13 protein-coding genes are annotated in these 17,611 nt (G+C 31.9%); 5 read left to right on the top strand and 8 right to left on the bottom strand.

The features are described 5' to 3' along the window. The first annotated feature begins 139 nt into the window (after positions 1 to 139). Positions 140 to 631 (top strand): hypothetical protein, encoded by a 492-nt coding sequence (locus B3792_RS04775; RefSeq protein WP_286494701.1) that lies wholly within the window; start codon positions 140 to 142, stop codon positions 629 to 631. Positions 632 to 743: 112 nt separating this feature from the next. Here B3792_RS04775 and B3792_RS04770 read toward each other — a convergent pair whose 3' ends face one another. From B3792_RS04770 to ileS, 4 genes are all read right to left on the bottom strand, one after another. Next, positions 744 to 941, bottom strand: coding sequence for a hypothetical protein (locus B3792_RS04770; protein ID WP_286494702.1), 198 nt, complete (start codon positions 939 to 941; stop codon positions 744 to 746). 108 nt (positions 942 to 1,049) lie between these two features. Further along, positions 1,050 to 1,694, bottom strand: a complete 645-nt coding sequence (locus B3792_RS04765; RefSeq protein WP_038331916.1) for a lipoprotein signal peptidase — start codon at positions 1,692 to 1,694, stop codon at positions 1,050 to 1,052. 9 nt (positions 1,695 to 1,703) lie between these two features. Beyond that, positions 1,704 to 2,090 (bottom strand): TraR/DksA family transcriptional regulator, encoded by a 387-nt coding sequence (locus tag B3792_RS04760; RefSeq protein WP_038331914.1) that lies wholly within the window; start codon positions 2,088 to 2,090, stop codon positions 1,704 to 1,706. A 4-nt stretch (positions 2,091 to 2,094) separates the two neighbouring features. Next, the gene (gene ileS, locus B3792_RS04755; RefSeq protein WP_291069000.1) at positions 2,095 to 5,502 is read right to left on the bottom strand and encodes an isoleucine--tRNA ligase; all 3,408 of its coding nucleotides are present in this window, start codon (positions 5,500 to 5,502) and stop codon (positions 2,095 to 2,097) included. Positions 5,503 to 5,715: 213 nt separating this feature from the next. Between ileS and B3792_RS04750 the strand changes: the two genes are divergently transcribed. Genes B3792_RS04750 through B3792_RS04740 form a run of 3 tightly spaced genes read left to right on the top strand, consistent with a single transcriptional unit; the run spans position 5,716 to position 9,161 of the window. Continuing rightward, positions 5,716 to 7,335, top strand: coding sequence for a DUF4836 family protein (locus B3792_RS04750; protein WP_291047100.1), 1,620 nt, complete (start codon positions 5,716 to 5,718; stop codon positions 7,333 to 7,335). After that, positions 7,325 to 7,966: an ATP-binding cassette domain-containing protein gene (locus B3792_RS04745; protein WP_291047101.1), complete on the top strand. Its 642-nt coding sequence runs from the start codon at positions 7,325 to 7,327 to the stop codon at positions 7,964 to 7,966. The genes B3792_RS04750 and B3792_RS04745 overlap by 11 nt, the downstream gene beginning before the upstream one ends. Next, the gene (locus B3792_RS04740) at positions 7,950 to 9,161 is read left to right on the top strand and encodes an FtsX-like permease family protein (protein ID WP_291047102.1); all 1,212 of its coding nucleotides are present in this window, start codon (positions 7,950 to 7,952) and stop codon (positions 9,159 to 9,161) included. Before B3792_RS04745 ends, B3792_RS04740 begins: the two co-directional genes overlap by 17 nt. Before the next feature lie 76 nt (positions 9,162 to 9,237). Here B3792_RS04740 and B3792_RS04735 read toward each other — a convergent pair whose 3' ends face one another. The 3 genes from B3792_RS04735 to B3792_RS04725 all read right to left on the bottom strand — a co-directional run bounded on the left by B3792_RS04735 (position 9,238) and on the right by B3792_RS04725 (position 14,393). Then, positions 9,238 to 9,900, bottom strand: coding sequence for a porin family protein (locus B3792_RS04735; protein WP_291047103.1), 663 nt, complete (start codon positions 9,898 to 9,900; stop codon positions 9,238 to 9,240). A gap of 202 nt (positions 9,901 to 10,102) precedes the next feature. Continuing rightward, positions 10,103 to 10,618 carry a hypothetical protein gene (locus B3792_RS04730; RefSeq protein ID WP_291047104.1) on the bottom strand — a complete coding sequence of 172 codons (516 nt, stop codon included), beginning with the start codon at positions 10,616 to 10,618 and terminating at the stop codon, positions 10,103 to 10,105. Positions 10,619 to 10,808: 190 nt separating this feature from the next. Beyond that, positions 10,809 to 14,393 (bottom strand): DUF2723 domain-containing protein, encoded by a 3,585-nt coding sequence (locus B3792_RS04725; protein ID WP_291068998.1) that lies wholly within the window; start codon positions 14,391 to 14,393, stop codon positions 10,809 to 10,811. 251 nt (positions 14,394 to 14,644) lie between these two features. Between B3792_RS04725 and guaB the strand changes: the two genes are divergently transcribed. Further along, entirely contained in the window at positions 14,645 to 16,105 is a 1,461-nt protein-coding gene (gene guaB, locus B3792_RS04720) for an IMP dehydrogenase (RefSeq protein ID WP_291047161.1), read from the top strand. A gap of 43 nt (positions 16,106 to 16,148) precedes the next feature. Here guaB and B3792_RS04715 read toward each other — a convergent pair whose 3' ends face one another. Further along, positions 16,149 to 17,540, bottom strand: a complete 1,392-nt coding sequence (locus tag B3792_RS04715) for a T9SS type B sorting domain-containing protein (RefSeq protein WP_291068995.1) — start codon at positions 17,538 to 17,540, stop codon at positions 16,149 to 16,151. Positions 17,541 to 17,611: the final 71 nt, after the last annotated feature.

The raw sequence follows: 17,611 nt of genomic DNA, 5'->3' as shown, positions 1-17,611 counted from the left end.
TCGAATCCAGTAGGGACCACAACAGAACTTCTTTCAAGAAATTGAAAGGAGTTTTTTATTTATTATTTTTTGTAATTTTATATAAATCAATTCTTATGAAAATTACAAAACTAGTATTACCATTATTTCTTTTACTTTCATGTTTCACTTTCTCCCAACAAAAAAGAAAACAACTTTACCTCCACCTAAAATAAAGAAAGTTCCACCTTTACCAGCTCCTCCAAAAGCTAAATTATACGAGCCAACTTTTGACAACGAATACTTTATTTGGAAACTAGAAAAAGACACGTTATTACCTGCTGAATCCCCTTATGAAATAGTTTTACAAGTCAATGATTACTCAGCTTTTATGAGAATAAATAGTTACCCAGAAGAAACTGAATATAAATCAAAAGTAGTATCCATTAAAAATGGTGATATTATCTCTAGAACAATATTAATGCAGGCTAATAATTATGACGTTGAAATAAAAAATAATATTCTAGAACTGAAAAATCGGAAAACGAATGAAGTTGTAAAGTTTAAAATTATAAAAAAGAGTGGAAAAATTATACAGTTACAAGATCTTAACTCTAAATTAATCTTTACAAAAGATGATAAATACGAATATTACGCTCCGCCTTCTTTGTAACTATAAAAAACTCCGATAACAAACTTCCTTCATTTAACTTGTTCTGAATTGATTAATAGTTGATTTTTCATTTCTTCATTAATATTAAAGATTGTTTTGTAGACCAAAAGGATTATATTACGATTAAATCATTCGTATTATTTTGCTTTATTGCTACGAATATTTCTAAAATATCATTTTGAATATCAATAGAACCTTTATTAACGATTGAAATTATATCGTCTAAAGAAATACTTTTATTTATAAAACTCTCGTCATAAGAACAGCTTTTGACATGATAGATTGCAACATATTTAGATAAATCATTCATGTCACAACTTTCAGTCAAAAGATTAAACCAACTATTCATCAAAATCAATTCTTGTACAAATAAATATAATAAAAAATCCCTCAGCGCTTGAACTGAGGGATTATCTTTTTAAAATCTTAATCTTACACCATTTTCGGTTGTAAATGCTTTTTTACGGAAAAGAAACAAAGTAAGTCCTCCAATAAAAATAGCCGAATCTGCGATATTAAATACAGGCTGAAAGAACTTATAATGTTGTCCGCCTATAATTGGAATCCAAGAAGGCCAATCGAACTCCACAATTGGGAAATAAAGCATATCTACGACACAGCCTGTAAACCAACCAGAATAACCAGCAAAGTTTGCTTGTGCGACACCTTGATATCCTACCCAATCCTGAAACATTTCATTGTAAGTAGTTCCTTTATCGAAAATAACGCCATAAAAAATTCCATCAAGTACATTCCCTATTGCACCTGCCAAAACAAGCGCAATCGGAATGATAAAGAAGTTATTATTTAGTTTTTTCGACCATGCATTAATATAGTAGATAATCATTCCGATTAAAGCAATTCGTAAAAGTGATAAAACTATTTTTCCTGTTTCTCCTCCGAAATGCATTCCATATGCCATTCCAGGATTTTCTACAAATGCTATTTTAAACCAACCCAAAACATCTACGTCTTCACCTAAAAAAAAGTGTGTTTTTACGTAAAATTTTGAAATTTGATCAATGATTAAAACCAAAATGGTAATGAGTACTACTTTTTTCAAAATACTTGATTAACGTTGCATATTTTTAGCTTCGATGCTTAATGTTGCATGCGGAACTAATTTCAAACGATCTTTGTTAATTAATTTTCCTGTTACACGGCAAATACCGTATGTTTTGTTCGAAATACGTAACAATGCATTTTTCAAATCACGGATAAATTTATCTTGGCGTGCTGCTAATTGTGCATTTTGTTCTTTCGACATGGTTTCAGAACCTTCCTCAAACGCCTTGAACGTTGGAGACGTATCGTCAGTACCATTGTTACTATCGTTCGTGTAAGCTTCTTTCAATAATTCGTAATCTTTTATCGCTTGATCTAATTTGTCTTGAATTATTGCTCTAAACTCTTCCAACTCTGCATCAGAGTACCTTACTTTTTCATCTGTTGTTGCCATACGCTTACAGTTTTGTAATCGCAATTTGCGTCATCAATCCATTAATTTCAACCTCTGCCCCATTTGCAACTAGGTCTTGTAAAACAAGATCTTCGGCTAATGTCTCAGAACAAATGTAATCTTTGTTTTGCTCGACTGCATTTACGATTGATTCATCATTTTTTAAGTTAAGTATAATTTTGTCGGTTACTTCTAGTCCGGTTTCTTTACGTAGATTCTGAATTCTATTTACCAATTCACGTGCAACACCTTCATTAATTAACTCTTCTGTCAATTGTAAATCAAGTGCTACTGTCAATGTAGAATTAGAAGCTACAGTCCATCCTGGGATGTCTTTTGTAGCGATTTCAAAATCTTCTAAATCTAAAGTTAATGTTTTGTTGTCAATTAACAAATCTATTTTACCTGATTGCTCTAATTTAACAATTTCTTCATTCGTCAATTCTGCTGTAGCAGCCGAAATAGCTTTCATTTCTTTACCATATTTTGGACCTAAAGTCTTGAAATTAGGTTTAATAGATTTTACTAAAAGATTTGATGCTTCTTCGTTTGTTAAAAGTTGAATTTCTTTAACGTTAACTTCTTGTTTCAATAATTCTGATACAGCTTCCAAATTAGCTTTCATCGTATCATTCAATACAGGAATCATTACTTTTTGTAATGGCTGACGTACTTTGTTATCACTCAATTTACGAAGTGATAAAATCATACTTGTAGCCGTTTGTGCTAAATGTGTTTGTTCTTCTAATTCTGCTTTAATTAAAGATTCCTCTACAAGTGGAAAATCTGCTAAATGCACAGATTCTGCAGGATTTTTACCTGTAGCTGCATTCAAATCTTTGTACAAACGATCCATGAAGAATGGTGCAATTGGAGAACCTAAAATTGAAACCGTTTCTAAAACTTTGTACAATGTTTGGTAAGCTGCAATTTTATCTTTCGAATAATCACCTCTCCAGAAACGTCTTCTTGATAAACGTACGTGCCAGTTTGATAAATTATCTATCACAAATTCTTGAATAGCACGAGCCGCTTTTGTTGGTTCATAATCTGTTAAAAAGGCATCAACTTTTTTCGTTAATGTATTCAATTCAGAAATAATCCATTGATCTAATTCAGCTCTTTCATTTACAGGAATTTCTTCTTCTTCAAATGTAAATCCGTCCACATTCGCGTATAATGCGAAGAATGAATAGGTATTATATAATGTTCCGAAGAATTTACGACGAACTTCGTCCACTCCAGCAATATCAAATTTTAAGTTTTCCCAAGGTTGCGCATTCGCAATCATGTACCAACGTGTTGCATCAGGACCATAAGTTGCCAATGTATCGAATGGATCGACAGCATTCCCCAAACGTTTTGACATTTTTTGACCATTTTTGTCTAATACCAATCCGTTTGACATTACATTTTTATATGCTTTCGAATCAAAAACTAATGTTCCGATTGCGTGTAATGTATAGAACCAACCACGTGTTTGATCGACACCTTCTGCAATAAAATCAGCTGGATACATTGTTCCATTATCAATCAATTCTTTATTTTCGAATGGATAGTGAACTTGCGCATAAGGCATTGCTCCAGAATCAAACCAAACGTCAATCAAATCCGCTTCGCGTTTCATTGGTTTTCCTGATTCAGAAACTAATGTAATTTCATCTACTACATTTTTGTGTAAGTCAATTAAATCATAGTTTTCTTCTGTCATATTTCCAACTTCGAAATTTTGGAAAGGATTAGAAGTCATTACGCCTGTCGCAATTGATTTTTCAATTTCAGCAACTAATTCTTCTACGGAACCAATTACTGTAACTTCATCCCCTTCTTCAGTTCTCCATATTGGCAATGGAATTCCCCAATAACGAGAACGAGATAAATTCCAATCATTGGCATTTTCTAACCAGTTTCCGAAACGTCCTTCTCCAGTCGCTTTAGGCTTCCAATTGATTTCTTTATTCAATTCAACCATACGATCTTTCACATCCGTTACCTTGATAAACCAAGAATCTAATGGATAATATAAAATAGGTTTGTCTGTTCTCCAACAATGTGGGTAACTGTGTTTATATTTCTCTACTTTGAAGGCTTTGTTTTGCTCTTTTAATAAAATCGCGATTTCTACATCAACCGATTTTTCAGGAGCAGTTCCATCATCGTAATATTCATTTTTTACATATTTACCTCCATAACCTTCTGGTAAATCAGCCACAAAACGACCTTGTAAATCTACTAAAGGAACAGCATTTCCATGCGTATCTAATACCAACATTGGTGGAACACCAGCTTCTTTTGCAACACGCGCATCATCCGCACCAAAAGTAGGCGCAGTATGTACGATACCTGTACCATCTTCTGTTGTTACGAAATCTCCAGGAATTACTTGGAAAGCATTCTCTGCATTTTCGTAAGGCAACGCCCAAGGTAATAGTTGCTCATAACGAGTTCCAACAAAATCAGCACCTTTGTATTCTCCTACAATTCTATAAGGAATTGTCTTATTTCCTGCCGCATAAACTTTAAAATCTTCTTCTGTTTCTGCTAAGAAATATGGTTTACCGAATTGTTTAGCAACCAATGGTTTTCCTAAAATTACGCGAATTGGCTCGAATGTATATTGATTGAATGTTTCAACTACAACATAATCGATATCTGGACCAACTGTTAACGCTGTATTTGATGGCAACGTCCAAGGTGTTGTTGTCCAAGCTAAGAAATACACATCTCCATCAAAATTATTGAATAGAGTCGTAGAATCTTTCTTTACTTTAAATTGAGCAACAATCGTTGTATCCGTAACATCTTGATAAGTTCCTGGTTGATTTAACTCGTGTGAAGATAAACCTGTACCAGCTTTCGGAGAATATGGTTGAATTGTATAACCTTTGTACAACAAATCTTTGTTATAGATTTGTTTCAATAACCACCAAACAGACTCCATATATTTTGGTTTATACGTGATATATGGATCTTCCATATCCACCCAATAACCCATTTTTTCAGTCAAATCATTCCACAAATCTGTGTAACGCATTACTGTACGTTTACACGCTTCGTTATATTCTTCAATTGAAATTTTAGTTCCAATATCTTCTTTGGTAATTCCTAATTCTTTCTCAGTTCCCAATTCTACTGGTAAACCGTGCGTATCCCAACCCGCTTTACGGAAAACTTGTTTTCCTTTCAACGTTTGGTAACGACAAAATATATCTTTGATAGAACGTGCTAAAACGTGGTGAATCCCTGGCTTTCCGTTTGCAGAAGGAGGACCTTCATAGAACACAAAAGATGGATTTCCATCACGCGTAGAAATACTTTTCTCGAAAACATTATTTTGTTTCCAATCTTCTAACGTTTCTTTTGAGACTTGTACCAAGTCTAAGTGCTTATATTCTCTAAACTTTTTTGCCATCGAATTCTTTCTTATTTCTTCTAAATCAAGGAGTGCGAATATAAGAAATTTTTACATATTTTTATTGTTATAGAAACGAAAATCATATTAATAATTGCTTAAATTTATCCCAATATTACAGATTTAACAATTCTTGAATAAAAATCAGATGATTTCAGATTTAATTCAGGATTAAACAAATAATTAACAACAATTTTTAAAGATATTTTTTCGATGAAAAAAGGCTTCAAATATTACTCAATTCTATTTCTAATTTTGCTTTTTGCAAGTTGTTCCAAAAACGAAGATTATACGGTTTTGATTCCTACAGATGTAGATTTTGTTGCGTTGATAAATCCAAAATCAATTGCAGAAAAAGGTAATTTTCAGAAATTAGAACAATATAAAATTTATCAATTAGCCGAAGGCGAACTTAAAAATCAAGATCCAACTTTTGATCAATTATTAAATGATATCAAAAACAATCCGACTTCAGCAGGCATAGATATTATCAGCCCTATTTACATTTTTGGACAAAAAATTAATGAAAAAAATATGGTTGCGTTGATTACAAATATGCGTGACAAAGATCAATTTGAAAAACATTTATCAACCATTTACAAAGGTTTATACAAAAAAGATATTTCGTTTGAAAAGAAAGATGGTTTTACAACAATTTCTGGATTCAATAAACCGTTTATGGCTTGGAACAAATCTCAATTTTTATTGATTGTTTCTGAATTTGGTGTTGGAGAAAAAGCGATTCAAGATTATTTCGCGAAAATTATCAACGACAAACATTCACTTGCGAAAGAAAATAACAGCTTTGGAGATTTTGTTAAAAACTCGCAGGATATCAACATTTGGTACACTGGAAATTTCTTGAAAAACTTCTCGAAACATGAAAGTTCTGAAAAGAAAAACCTTGATTTCACAAAAAGTTCTTGGGTCAATTTTATTTCATTTACTTCGGACGGAATTAGTTTTACACAGAAATTTCATCCAGATGCGATTACAAAAGTTAAATTACAAAAACATCCGATGTGGAAATCAAAAATCAATACTGATTTTTTCAAGTATTTTCCTGCGCAAAGTTACATGAACATTGGACTTGGAATTTATCCTGCCAACACGCGTTATGTGTTCGAAAATCAGAATTTCTTGACTACTTTTTTAGAACAATATGAAATTGATTTGAACAAATTAGAACAAAGTTTTGAAGGCGAAGCTTTGTTTAGTGTATATGATTTTGAGATCGGAAAAGCATTTAATCCAAATGACTTTTTTGGGAAGAAAGAAGCTTTTATCAAGCAAGTTGTTTATCCTCAATTTGTTTTGGGAGGAAAAATGAAAAACGATCTTTTCTTCAACGAATTTATTAAATCTCATCAAGAAAATATTCAGAAAATTGGACCTTATTACATGTTACCAATTTCGACAAATATGAAGATTTATATGACATACAAAAACAATTTGATGTACATCACAAATAATCAATCGATTATGAATCAATATTTGAACAAAATGGTAAGTTCTTCAAATTTTGTCACAACAGGATACGCTACAAACGCTTCAAATCCAATGTTTGGTTACGTGAATCTAAATTTTGATCAATATCCAAAAGAAGTTCAAAAATATATTTATCAACAAATTCCGTTCGGAAACACGAAAGAAATGCAAACGGTTTTATCTTATTTTGATCACATCGATTACCGCGTTTCGAATGAATACACAAAAACAGGAAAAATACATATGAAAAAGACGGATAAAAATAGTTTGGAAGTGATTTTCTTACTTTTGGACCAAGCTTATTCACTATTTTTCAATCAAGCTGCACAACAAAATGGAAATTAAAATCAGTCAACTTGTTCCGCATCCTTTGAAAGAATTTGGGTTCGAACAATCTGAAATTTGGAAAAATACATACACTTTTTCAAGCGGAAATATTTATCAAATCGTTGCACATTCTGGTGTTGGAAAATCGACGTTGATTAATATTTTGTACGGTGATAGAAAAGATTATGACGGAGAAGTTTTGTTTGATGGACAAAATATTAAGAATTATTCTTTGAATGATTGGACAAAAATTAGACGCGAAAAAATTGCGTATGTTTTTCAAGGTTTGCATTTGTTTGAAGAATTAACTTTGATGGAAAATATCCAATTAAAAAATGTATTAACACATCATCAATCCGAAAATCAAATTATTGAATGGATTGAAAAAGTTGGTTTAAAAAGTCATTTACATCAAAAAGCGATTCATCTTTCTTATGGTCAACGTCAACGAATTGCTGTGATTCGCGCACTTTGTCAACCATTTGATTTTCTACTTTTGGACGAACCTTTTAGTCATTTAGATGAAGTGAATCAACAACTTTTGACTGATTTAGTTACCAAAGAAGCTGCAAAAAATAACGCTGGAATCATCTTTACAAGCTTACACGAAATTCACGATAAACGCCTTTCAAATGTCATTCAACTCTAAAAATTTAATTGAAAAATTGGTTCGTAAAAACCTAAGTTTCTTGCGAATTACAACCTTTTGTTTTTTCTCTATTATCGGATTTTTCATCTTGATTTTGGCTGGAACAATTTATTTGGATTATGCCAAAAATTTTGGAGAAGATAGTTCAGTTTGGAAAGCAAATTATGTGGTCTTAAACAAAAAAATATCGTCTTTACAAACGTTGACTGGAGAAAAACCAAGTTTTAGTGAAAATGAAATTAACGATTTGAAATCGCAAAATTTTGTAGCAAAAGTCGGAACATTCAAAAGCAGTCAATTTCCTGTGAAATTACAAGTTGGTGGAGTTGCTGGAATTCGTGGTTTTTCGACTGATTTATTTTTTGAATCTGTTCCAGAAGACTTTATTGATGTAAAAGAATCTGATTGGAAATGGAAAGAAGGACAAGATTTTATTCCGATTATTATTCCGAAAAGTTATTTGAATTTATACAATTTTGGTTTTGCAACAAGTCAAGGTTTACCACAAGTTTCGGAAGGATTATTTACTAAAATTCCTTTTCAATTGATTTTAGGAAAAGGAGAAAATCAGAAAGTATATCAAGCAAGAATTGTCGATTTTACGACTAAAATTAATACCATTTTAGTTCCCGAAAACTTTTTGGAGTGGGCAAATCAAACGTATGCGCCTCAAAAAAATACAGAACCTTCACGAATTGTTGTTGAAACAAAATCTCGAGGAGATGAAAATGCTTCGACTTATTTTGAGCAACAAAATTATGATATCAACAAAGATGAATTGAAAAATAATGAATTGACATATTATCTAAAATTAGCTTTTTCGTTGGTTTTATTTATTGGTTTAATCATTGTTTTTGCAGCTATTTGGTTGATGATTATCAATTTTCAATTGATGATTGAAAAGAATAAACAAAAAACGAAAGATTTATTTTTGATAGGTTACAACATCAATCAATTGGCTCGTCCGTATCTTAAATTTTCGATGATTTTTATGTTAATCAGTTATATTATTTCGATTCCATTGGTTTATTGCGTCTTGAATATCATCAAAGAAAAAGTCGGAAAATTTATGGCAACAGAAACTTCTCACATTTGGGAAGTGTTCAGTTTTGGATTAATCGTCGTGATCATTTTATTCATCATTAATAAAATAATTTTGACACAATCCATCAAAAAAATTGCTTTGAAAGATTAATACTAAATTTTATAAAAACACAAAAAAGGATTCTGAAAATTTTCAGAATCCTTTTGTTTATGCTTAATATTCTCGATTAGAACGAATATCCAACTCCTACAGAAAACGAATGATTTTTTACATCTCCAACTTCTACATTGTTATTGTTTTTATTATCTCCTATTTTAGTTAATCCCATATAATATCTCGCTCCAACATTGATATTGTCTGTTACATTATATCCCAAACCGAAGTTAACACCAAAGTCAAAGTTTTTTACATCATCTTTTACATCAAACTTTTGTTCTGTTGTGTAAACGGTATTATTCGCATATGTACTTGTAGATTGTTTGTTGCTCGCATACAGATTAAATCCAAATTGAGGTCCAGCCTCTATATTAAAACGAGATGCAGCAGGATAGTATTTGAACATGATTGGAACTTGAATATAATCTAAAGTCGTTTTGTTTTTACTTTTTACAGTTGTATTTCCTACTTCCATTACTTCGTCTTTGTACTTCCCTCCCATTCTTGTAAAATTTACCTCTGGTTGAACTGCAAACTGTTCTGTAAGTGGAAAATGTCCATAAAGACCTGCGCTAAAACCTACTTTATAATCATTATCATTTACATCTTTTCCGTTAAAAGAAGACATATTTACACTTGATTTAATACCAAATTGTGACGATGTTGTTTTTTCTTGTGCGCTCAAACTTACAACTCCTAACATTGCAGCAGCAATAAAAAATATTTTTTTCATCTTTTAAATTTTATAGTTCTAATTATGATGTATGCATAATTTCAAGTCTTGTGCCAAATAATGTTAAAAAGTAGTACTACAAATATTAATTAACTCATTTTAAATATATTAATCATTTAATTTTAACATTCTTAAAAGCATATTAATAAAAAAAAGCTACATCTTTCGATATAGCTTTTATAAATTATACGTTATTTTTTATTTAGAATTTATAAGCGAAACCAACTGCTACTGCACTTGAAGCAGCATCAACATTACCTAAATATGTTTCTCTTTTAGATTCTAAACCTTTGTAAGCAGCATAGACATCAAAATTAGCACCTGAATAACCTACTTTTGGTTGGTAATATAATCCTCCTTTCCAGTCGTCACCAGTTGCAAAAGCATAACCTAAATCTGCTCCTAAGAAAAAGTTTTGAGCAACATCAAATTTAGCAGAAGCCGCTAATGGAATAAATCCATAATCCTCTCCTCCTAATAAATCTTTATAATCACTATCTGCAATAAAGTGATCATATCCTGTTGCAACCCCTAATCTTACATTAGAAGCTACTGGATGTAAGTAAGCTAAATCAACACCAAGATTGAAAGAAGAATAATCTGCCGCATCACCTACTGGAATACCAATATGAACACCTCCTTCTATACCTGTTGTTTGCGCTGAAACTCCTACCATACCTGCTACTGCGAAAGCAGCTGTTAATAATACTTTTTTCATTTTTATAATGTTTTAAAATATTTACAATTTTGTTAAACTTATTTGCATAATTTCAATTTATGTGCCAAAGTTAAAAACTAGATAATGATAAAAAATACTAAAATTAACAATAACCTAATATTCAGAACTTTATTTCACAAAAAAAGCTCCAAAATAATTTTTGGAGCTTTTCTGTGTTTATTGATTTGACTTATTGTCCGACCATTTTGTATAAAATATTCTGTTGTTGTTTCGCATAATTGGTATCAATTTCTGCAGCTACACCAATCATTTCGTCTAAATAATTAAACTGATTCATGATTTTTGCTTGATCAGCTGCGTCAACTTTTCCATCTGCCACTACTTCTTTATATAAGGTTTCGAATTTCTTTAAAACAGGATTATAAGCAGATTCAAAAACTTTCAATGCTTTGTCTTTATCACCTCTTTCTCCTAATGCAGAAGCTTCGTTGTAGATTGACATCATCAAATCATTTTTAGCTGCTGCTAAATCTGAACCAATTGAATATCCTTTTCCTGAAGGTAACGACTCGAAAAAAGCAATTTTTGCATTAGCTTCTTTACGAACATGCGCAAACAATTCTTGTGCTTTTTTATCCTCTCCAGCTTTCAAATAAATTCCAGCAATTCTACTTACTCCATAACCAATATCGTATTTCGCTAAAGCAGGAATTTCTAACATTACTTTATCTAAAACTGCAATTGCTTCTTTTTTGCGTCCTGCATTCAATAAATCATCTGCTAAACGTACCGCAGTATTTCTATATGAAGATGTGTAGTTACGCTCTGTCAAACTAAATGAAGCATCAGGATTATTGTATCCAGACCATTTATACGAATTGAATGTTCTTAACAACATGTCATTATCAGAAGCTCCAATAATTCCTCCTTTACCAAAAGGCGTATAAATAGGAACTAATTTATAACTCATCCCTGCATTCAATAAATAATCATTCATGTAGAATGTATTTTCTGGATCAGAAATTCCTCCACCACTAAAGTAAATAGGACGATCCCAATTGTATTTCGCCATCATTGACAACAACAATAAATTGTTTTTGAACAAACTTGACGCTTTGATATTAATTGTGATTGAATCAACCATTTTATCGGCATCTTTTGCACTTACAATTCCATATTTTAGCGCGTTTGCTTTATTTACAGGAACAACAATTTTAGAAACAGGTAAATAATTTGCTCCACCAATTGGATAACCAAAATAATCTGCTAAAGCTTGTTTCTCTGGTGATTTATTATCTAAAATAAAATCCATTGCTTCTTTAGCAGTCATACTATCTGTTGTGATATATTTTTGCAATGGTTTTAAACTTTTATAAACTGACATCACTTGGTTTGGATCAATTTCAGGATCAGATAAATACTGACCAACTTGCTCGATTGGCATTTGACTTAACGTTTCTAATGTTTGATTAGACCCTGGTTTAATGAAACCATTTATTTGATCAAAAATATTTTTAATTGAACCTCCAACAACAATAATTTGATCGTTAGTTCCAGATTGATAATCTTTCGGTTTCAAATCACTTGGAAGTGGTGCTGCATTGTACGTTCTGCGTAATAATTGCTCTAAATTCCATGGAGAAGCTGCCAATGTTAAATTCGCAATTTTTACATCATCACGGAAATTTTCGGTTTCTTGTAATCCCCAAAGCGGATAAGTATCATTGTCACCATAGACAAAAAGAATGGCGTTTTTATCGAGCGGATTCAGATAATTGTACGCCAAAGAATAAGCTACAGAACGCTCTGAACGATCGTGATCGTCCCAGTTTTGAGCACCCATTAAAATTGGAATACCAGCTAAAATTACAATCGTTCCAATTGCTAAAGACGGTTTCAATTCTTTCTTCATCAATTTTTGAAGTAATAAATAAACTCCTTGCACACCCAATCCTGCCCAAATCGCAAATGCATAGAAACAGCTTACTAATGCATAATCACGTTCACGAGGCTCGAAAGGTTTTACAGATGTATAAAAGATGATTCCGACACTTGTTAAAATAAACAATGACAACAATGACCACCAGTTGACAAAGTTTCTGTTTAATTGTGTAAATAATCCGATTAAACCTAAGAATAATGGTAACATGAAATACACATTCGTTCCATCATTTCTATATTCATCTGGTAATTTTGATTGATCACCTAAACGTGGATTATCAATAAATGGAATTCCTGAAATCCAGTTACCTTTTGTAATCTCGAAATTACCTTCTAAATCATTTTGACGACCAGAGAAATTCCACATAAAGTAACGGATAAACATATAGTTGATTTGGTAATCAATAAAGTAATTAAATTGTTCACCAAATGTAGGTGGTTCGATATCTAAAATCTCACCATATTTCTTAAGTTCTGCAACTTTTAATTGTCTGTTTTGACGTTTCTCTACTAATTGCGCGTACATTTGTTGCGCTTCTTTATCCCCTGCATATTGTGCATTCAAAGAGAATTTTGGAAAAGCATAAACTGCTGCATAATTCTCCATCACACCTGGGTCTGGACTGAACATTTTAGGGAAAAACTTCACATATTTATCTTCATATGTATAATCTAAACGATCCGAAACTTTCAAATATTTTCCTGTACGTTTATCCTTAATATATTCAGAACTACGAACTGTACTTTCTGGTGCTCCGTTAGTATCACGCTTGATTCCGTCACTTGCAATATGAGCCGTAAAAACTGGTCCGTACATCACAGGCCAAGAACCATATTGTTCACGATTAAAATAATCTAAAACACCCAAAGCTGTATCAGGATCATTCAAATTCATGTGAGGATTTGCGTTTGCACGAATCGGAATAACTAACCAACATGAGAAACCAATCAACATAAAAATCACACACCACGAAATTGTATTCAATAATGCTGAACCATATTTCTGAGTTAATTTAATCGCAAAATAGAAAACTGCAATTAAAATAATAGTGGCGATAATTGTTCCTGAATTAAAAGGCATTCCCAAATTATTTACTACATAAATCTCTGTTCTTCCAAAGAATGTCATCACAACTGGGAAAATTATTTTGAATACAAAAGCTAAGATAATCAACGTAATTACATTTGTGATTAAGAAACTTTTGATTGTAAATCTATATTTTCGAGCATAATATACAAAACAAACTGCTGGAATTGCTAGCATTGCCATTAAGTGAACACCAATCGATAAACCAATTACCAACGAAATAATTACTAACCATTTGTTTCCTCTAGGTGTATCTGCTACTTGATCCCATCTTGTAATCAGCCAAAATAATAGCGCAGTAAAGAAAGATGCCATTGCATAAACTTCTCCTTCTACCGCAGAAAACCAGAATGTGTCGCTAAACATAAAAATTGCAGCTCCAACTAATCCACTTCCTAATGTTATAATTTTTTGAGAAGCATTTAGTTCAATCGCATCAACATTCATTGGTTCTTGCGTTTTTGCAAACATTTTTCGAGCAAAATATGTAATTGTCCAAAACAAAAACATAATTGTTCCTGCACTATACAAGGCAGATGTACTGTTGATTAATATGGCGTATTTGCTTCCGTCACCAAAAGCTAAACCAGACCAAACTGCTCCCATTATTTGGAACAAAGCTGCCCCTGGTGCATGCGTAATTCCCAATTTTGCTGATGATACAATGTACTCACCACAATCCCACAAACTCAGGTAACGCTCCATCGACGCCAAATACAATATTGTCGCTATCAAGAACATCGCAACACCCAAGATGTTGTTCCACTTTTTGAAATTTATATCCATTTTGTTTTAATAAACTATCTTGCGAAAATAAGATAAAAAATTGATATAGCTTAGGATTGAAATGATTAAATTCTGATTAGAATCTCATCTAAACAATATAGATTTATCGAATATTTTAAAATTAATTTTAAAGTTTCTAATCGATTCATTTACATATTAACAAAACATCAAATCCTACAAAATAAAGATACATTTTATCAAATAGTTTTGATTCTAAACTTTTTTCATCTAAATTTGCAATGCAAAAAGCAATGCCTTTAACAGACAAAATTCTACAAACGGGCTTCACTTTTGACGATGTGTTATTAGTGCCAGCCTACTCAGAGATATTACCGAACCAAGTATCTCTACAAACAAGATTCACAGACAATATCACACTTAACATTCCGATAGTTTCTGCTGCGATGGATACTGTATCCGAAGCAAGATTAGCAATTGCATTAGCGCGTGAAGGAGGTTTATCTTTCGTGCATAAAAATATGTCTATCGAAGAACAATCGAACGAAATTGATATGGTAAAACGTTCAGAAAACGGTATGATTTCTGACCCAATCACATTATCGCGTCACCACACATTACAAGATGCTGTTCATTTAATGGAGAAATATAAAATCTCTGGATTACCAGTTGTGGAAGATGATAGAACATTGGTTGGTATTATAACAAACCGTGATATTCGTTACCAAGAAAACTTTGATCAATTGGTCGAAGATGTCATGACAAAAGAAAATATCGTTACATCTGATATTGATACTGATCTTAAAAAAGCGAAAGAAATTCTTTCTCGTTACCGCATCGAAAAATTACCAATCGTTGACGAAAACAATAAATTAATCGGGTTAATTACGATTAAAGACATTGACAATTTAACAGAATTTCCAAATGCATGTAAAGACTCTAAAGGTCGTTTACGTGTTGGAGCTGGAGTTGGTGTTGGAAATGATACGTTAGAGCGTGTTCAAGCCTTGGTTAATAAAGGTGTTGATATCGTTGCTTTAGATTCTGCACATGGACATTCTGCAGGTGTAATTAGTAAAGTCGCTGAAGTAAGAAATGCTTTTCCTGGATTAGATATCGTAGGTGGAAACATTGTAACTGCCGAAGCTGCAAAAGCATTAATAGATGCTGGTGCAAATGCTTTAAAAGTTGGTGTTGGACCTGGTTCTATTTGTACAACTCGTGTTGTAGCTGGTGTTGGAGTACCTCAACTTTCTGCTATTCATGATGTACATTCTTATGCAAAAACAAGAAATGTATCAATTATTGGAGATGGTGGAATCAAATTATCAGGTGATATTGTAAAAGCAGTTGCTGCTGGTGCAAACGTGGTGATGTTAGGAAGTCTATTCGCAGGAACGGATGAAGCACCAGGAGAAGAAATTATTTTCCAAGGACGTAAATTCAAAGCCTACCAAGGAATGGGTTCTTTAGCTGCAATGAAACGTGGTTCTAAAGATCGTTATTTCCAAGCCGATGCGAAGAAATTAGTTCCAGAAGGTATTGAAGGTCGTGTTCCTCACAAAGGTTCTATTGCAGAAGTTGTTTACCAACTATGTGGTGGTTTGCGAGCTGGAATGGGATACTGTGGAACTCCAACTATTCAAGATTTAATTGAAAACGGAAAATTTGTTCGTATCACAGGTGCAGGTTTAAATGAATCTCATCCGCATGATGTTGTGATTACAAAAGAAGCTCCTAATTATTCGAATTAAGAATTATCAATATATTAAACAAAATAGCAAGCTAATTGGCTTGCTATTTTGTTTTTAAAACGATATATCCTGTTTTAAGTGTCTCTTTATCATCTTTTATTATAAACCAATAAGTCCCTGTTGGCAATACAAAATTATTATGTTTACCGTTCCAAGGCAAAATATCATTTACGATTCCATTCGCAACTATTTTACCATATCTATCAAAAATCTGAATTTTAGCATTTTTATAAAAATCTTTATTTCTCAAACTCCAAGTGTCATTAATTCCATCACCATTTGGTGATAAAAAATTGAAGCCGTTTGCAATATCAAAAGGTATAGGTCCAAAAACACAACCTAATTTAGTTTTATACCAAATACTAATTAAATCTGCTGTTTGATTGAAAAATGTACCACTATTCTGAAAAGTAATGCCATCTAAAGAATAACTATCAATATTAGCATTTGGAAAAGGAATTATCGTAATACTATTAGAAGTTGCAGTTACTTTTTCTATACGCGATCTTTCTTTCTCCGGAATCACATTAATTTTGAGACTTGATTTACAACCCAAATCATTATCAAAATAGACAATCCACTCTCCCAAGGCATCAACTTTCACTTCTTTTTTAGTTGATTTTAAATCTCCATTAAAATACCATTCGTAATTAGATTGATTATCTGGACCATTAACCACAAAAGGAGTTCCACAAAACTCAAATTCAGTTTTATCCATTTGAGTGGAATAATCTTTTAATTTTAGCTCTATTACAGAATACGATACACATTGCTTTGAAAAATCTTTAAACGATATTTTCAAATAAACTTTATGCTCCTCTGTTGGATGAATCAGATAATTTCTCCAATCAGATTCTTGGATTAGATTCTTATCCAAAGTCATATCCAGTTGAGTTTTATAAAGACTAAATACTAAAATTCGTTCATCTGTAGGTACATTTATAAATGCTTCAATTAAAGAAATTTTGGTTAAATCATACTTTTCATAATTTGCTTCTATACAACCAAAAATAGATTCGCCGTTTAATCCAGGTGGGGTTCTATTCCTATTGTAAATGACTTGAACTGGAAAAGTTTCTATCGGATTATGTAACGTATTCTCTATAAATTTAAAATAAAATATCTTCCTTTCTTTATCTCCATCATCTATTGTAAAAATCCTTTTCACTCTAGGATATTCTATTGTAAAATTAGAATTTTTATAAACACGCCCGTTGTGTGTATATTTTATAGGATCTAAAGTTGGGTTTTGTCTATAAAATTCCGCTTGAATTTCATCTAGATCTGTAGGTGTTTCTATGATTAAATCATTATTAAAATTATAACCTAAACATTTATTAATTTCTACCTTTCTTATAGTCGATTGACCTAAAACAGTACATAGTATATTAAAACAACTTATAAAAAAAACAAACCTTATACCTTTCATAAACATTATCTTCTAGTGAAATTACGATTTTTTTTTCATAAAAAAACAGCTACTTCAGTAGAAGTAGCTGTAAAGTA

Origin of the sequence: Empedobacter sp. UBA5924, from assembly GCF_002431085.1 — a bacterium.
In the GTDB taxonomy this organism is placed as follows: domain Bacteria; phylum Bacteroidota; class Bacteroidia; order Flavobacteriales; family Weeksellaceae; genus Empedobacter; species Empedobacter falsenii_B.
Note: the sequence above shows the minus strand (reverse complement) of the source record. Positions and strands in the feature narration are given on the sequence as shown.

What these genes read in the sequence shown, in the direction of transcription:
- B3792_RS04775 (WP_286494701.1), top strand. Translation starts at nt 140, where the DNA reads ATGTTTCACTTTCTCCCAACAAAAAAGAAAACAACTTTACCTCCACCT.
- B3792_RS04770 (WP_286494702.1), bottom strand. Translation starts at nt 941, where the DNA reads ATGAATGATTTATCTAAATATGTTGCAATCTATCATGTCAAAAGCTGT.
- B3792_RS04760 (WP_038331914.1), bottom strand. Translation starts at nt 2,090, where the DNA reads ATGGCAACAACAGATGAAAAAGTAAGGTACTCTGATGCAGAGTTGGAA.
- ileS (WP_291069000.1), bottom strand. Translation starts at nt 5,502, where the DNA reads ATGGCAAAAAAGTTTAGAGAATATAAGCACTTAGACTTGGTACAAGTC.
- B3792_RS04750 (WP_291047100.1), top strand. Translation starts at nt 5,716, where the DNA reads ATGAAAAAAGGCTTCAAATATTACTCAATTCTATTTCTAATTTTGCTT.
- B3792_RS04745 (WP_291047101.1), top strand. Translation starts at nt 7,325, where the DNA reads ATGGAAATTAAAATCAGTCAACTTGTTCCGCATCCTTTGAAAGAATTT.
- B3792_RS04740 (WP_291047102.1), top strand. Translation starts at nt 7,950, where the DNA reads ATGTCATTCAACTCTAAAAATTTAATTGAAAAATTGGTTCGTAAAAAC.
- B3792_RS04735 (WP_291047103.1), bottom strand. Translation starts at nt 9,900, where the DNA reads ATGAAAAAAATATTTTTTATTGCTGCTGCAATGTTAGGAGTTGTAAGT.
- B3792_RS04730 (WP_291047104.1), bottom strand. Translation starts at nt 10,618, where the DNA reads ATGAAAAAAGTATTATTAACAGCTGCTTTCGCAGTAGCAGGTATGGTA.
- B3792_RS04725 (WP_291068998.1), bottom strand. Translation starts at nt 14,393, where the DNA reads ATGGATATAAATTTCAAAAAGTGGAACAACATCTTGGGTGTTGCGATG.
- guaB (WP_291047161.1), top strand. Translation starts at nt 14,645, where the DNA reads ATGCCTTTAACAGACAAAATTCTACAAACGGGCTTCACTTTTGACGAT.
- B3792_RS04715 (WP_291068995.1), bottom strand. Translation starts at nt 17,540, where the DNA reads ATGTTTATGAAAGGTATAAGGTTTGTTTTTTTTATAAGTTGTTTTAAT.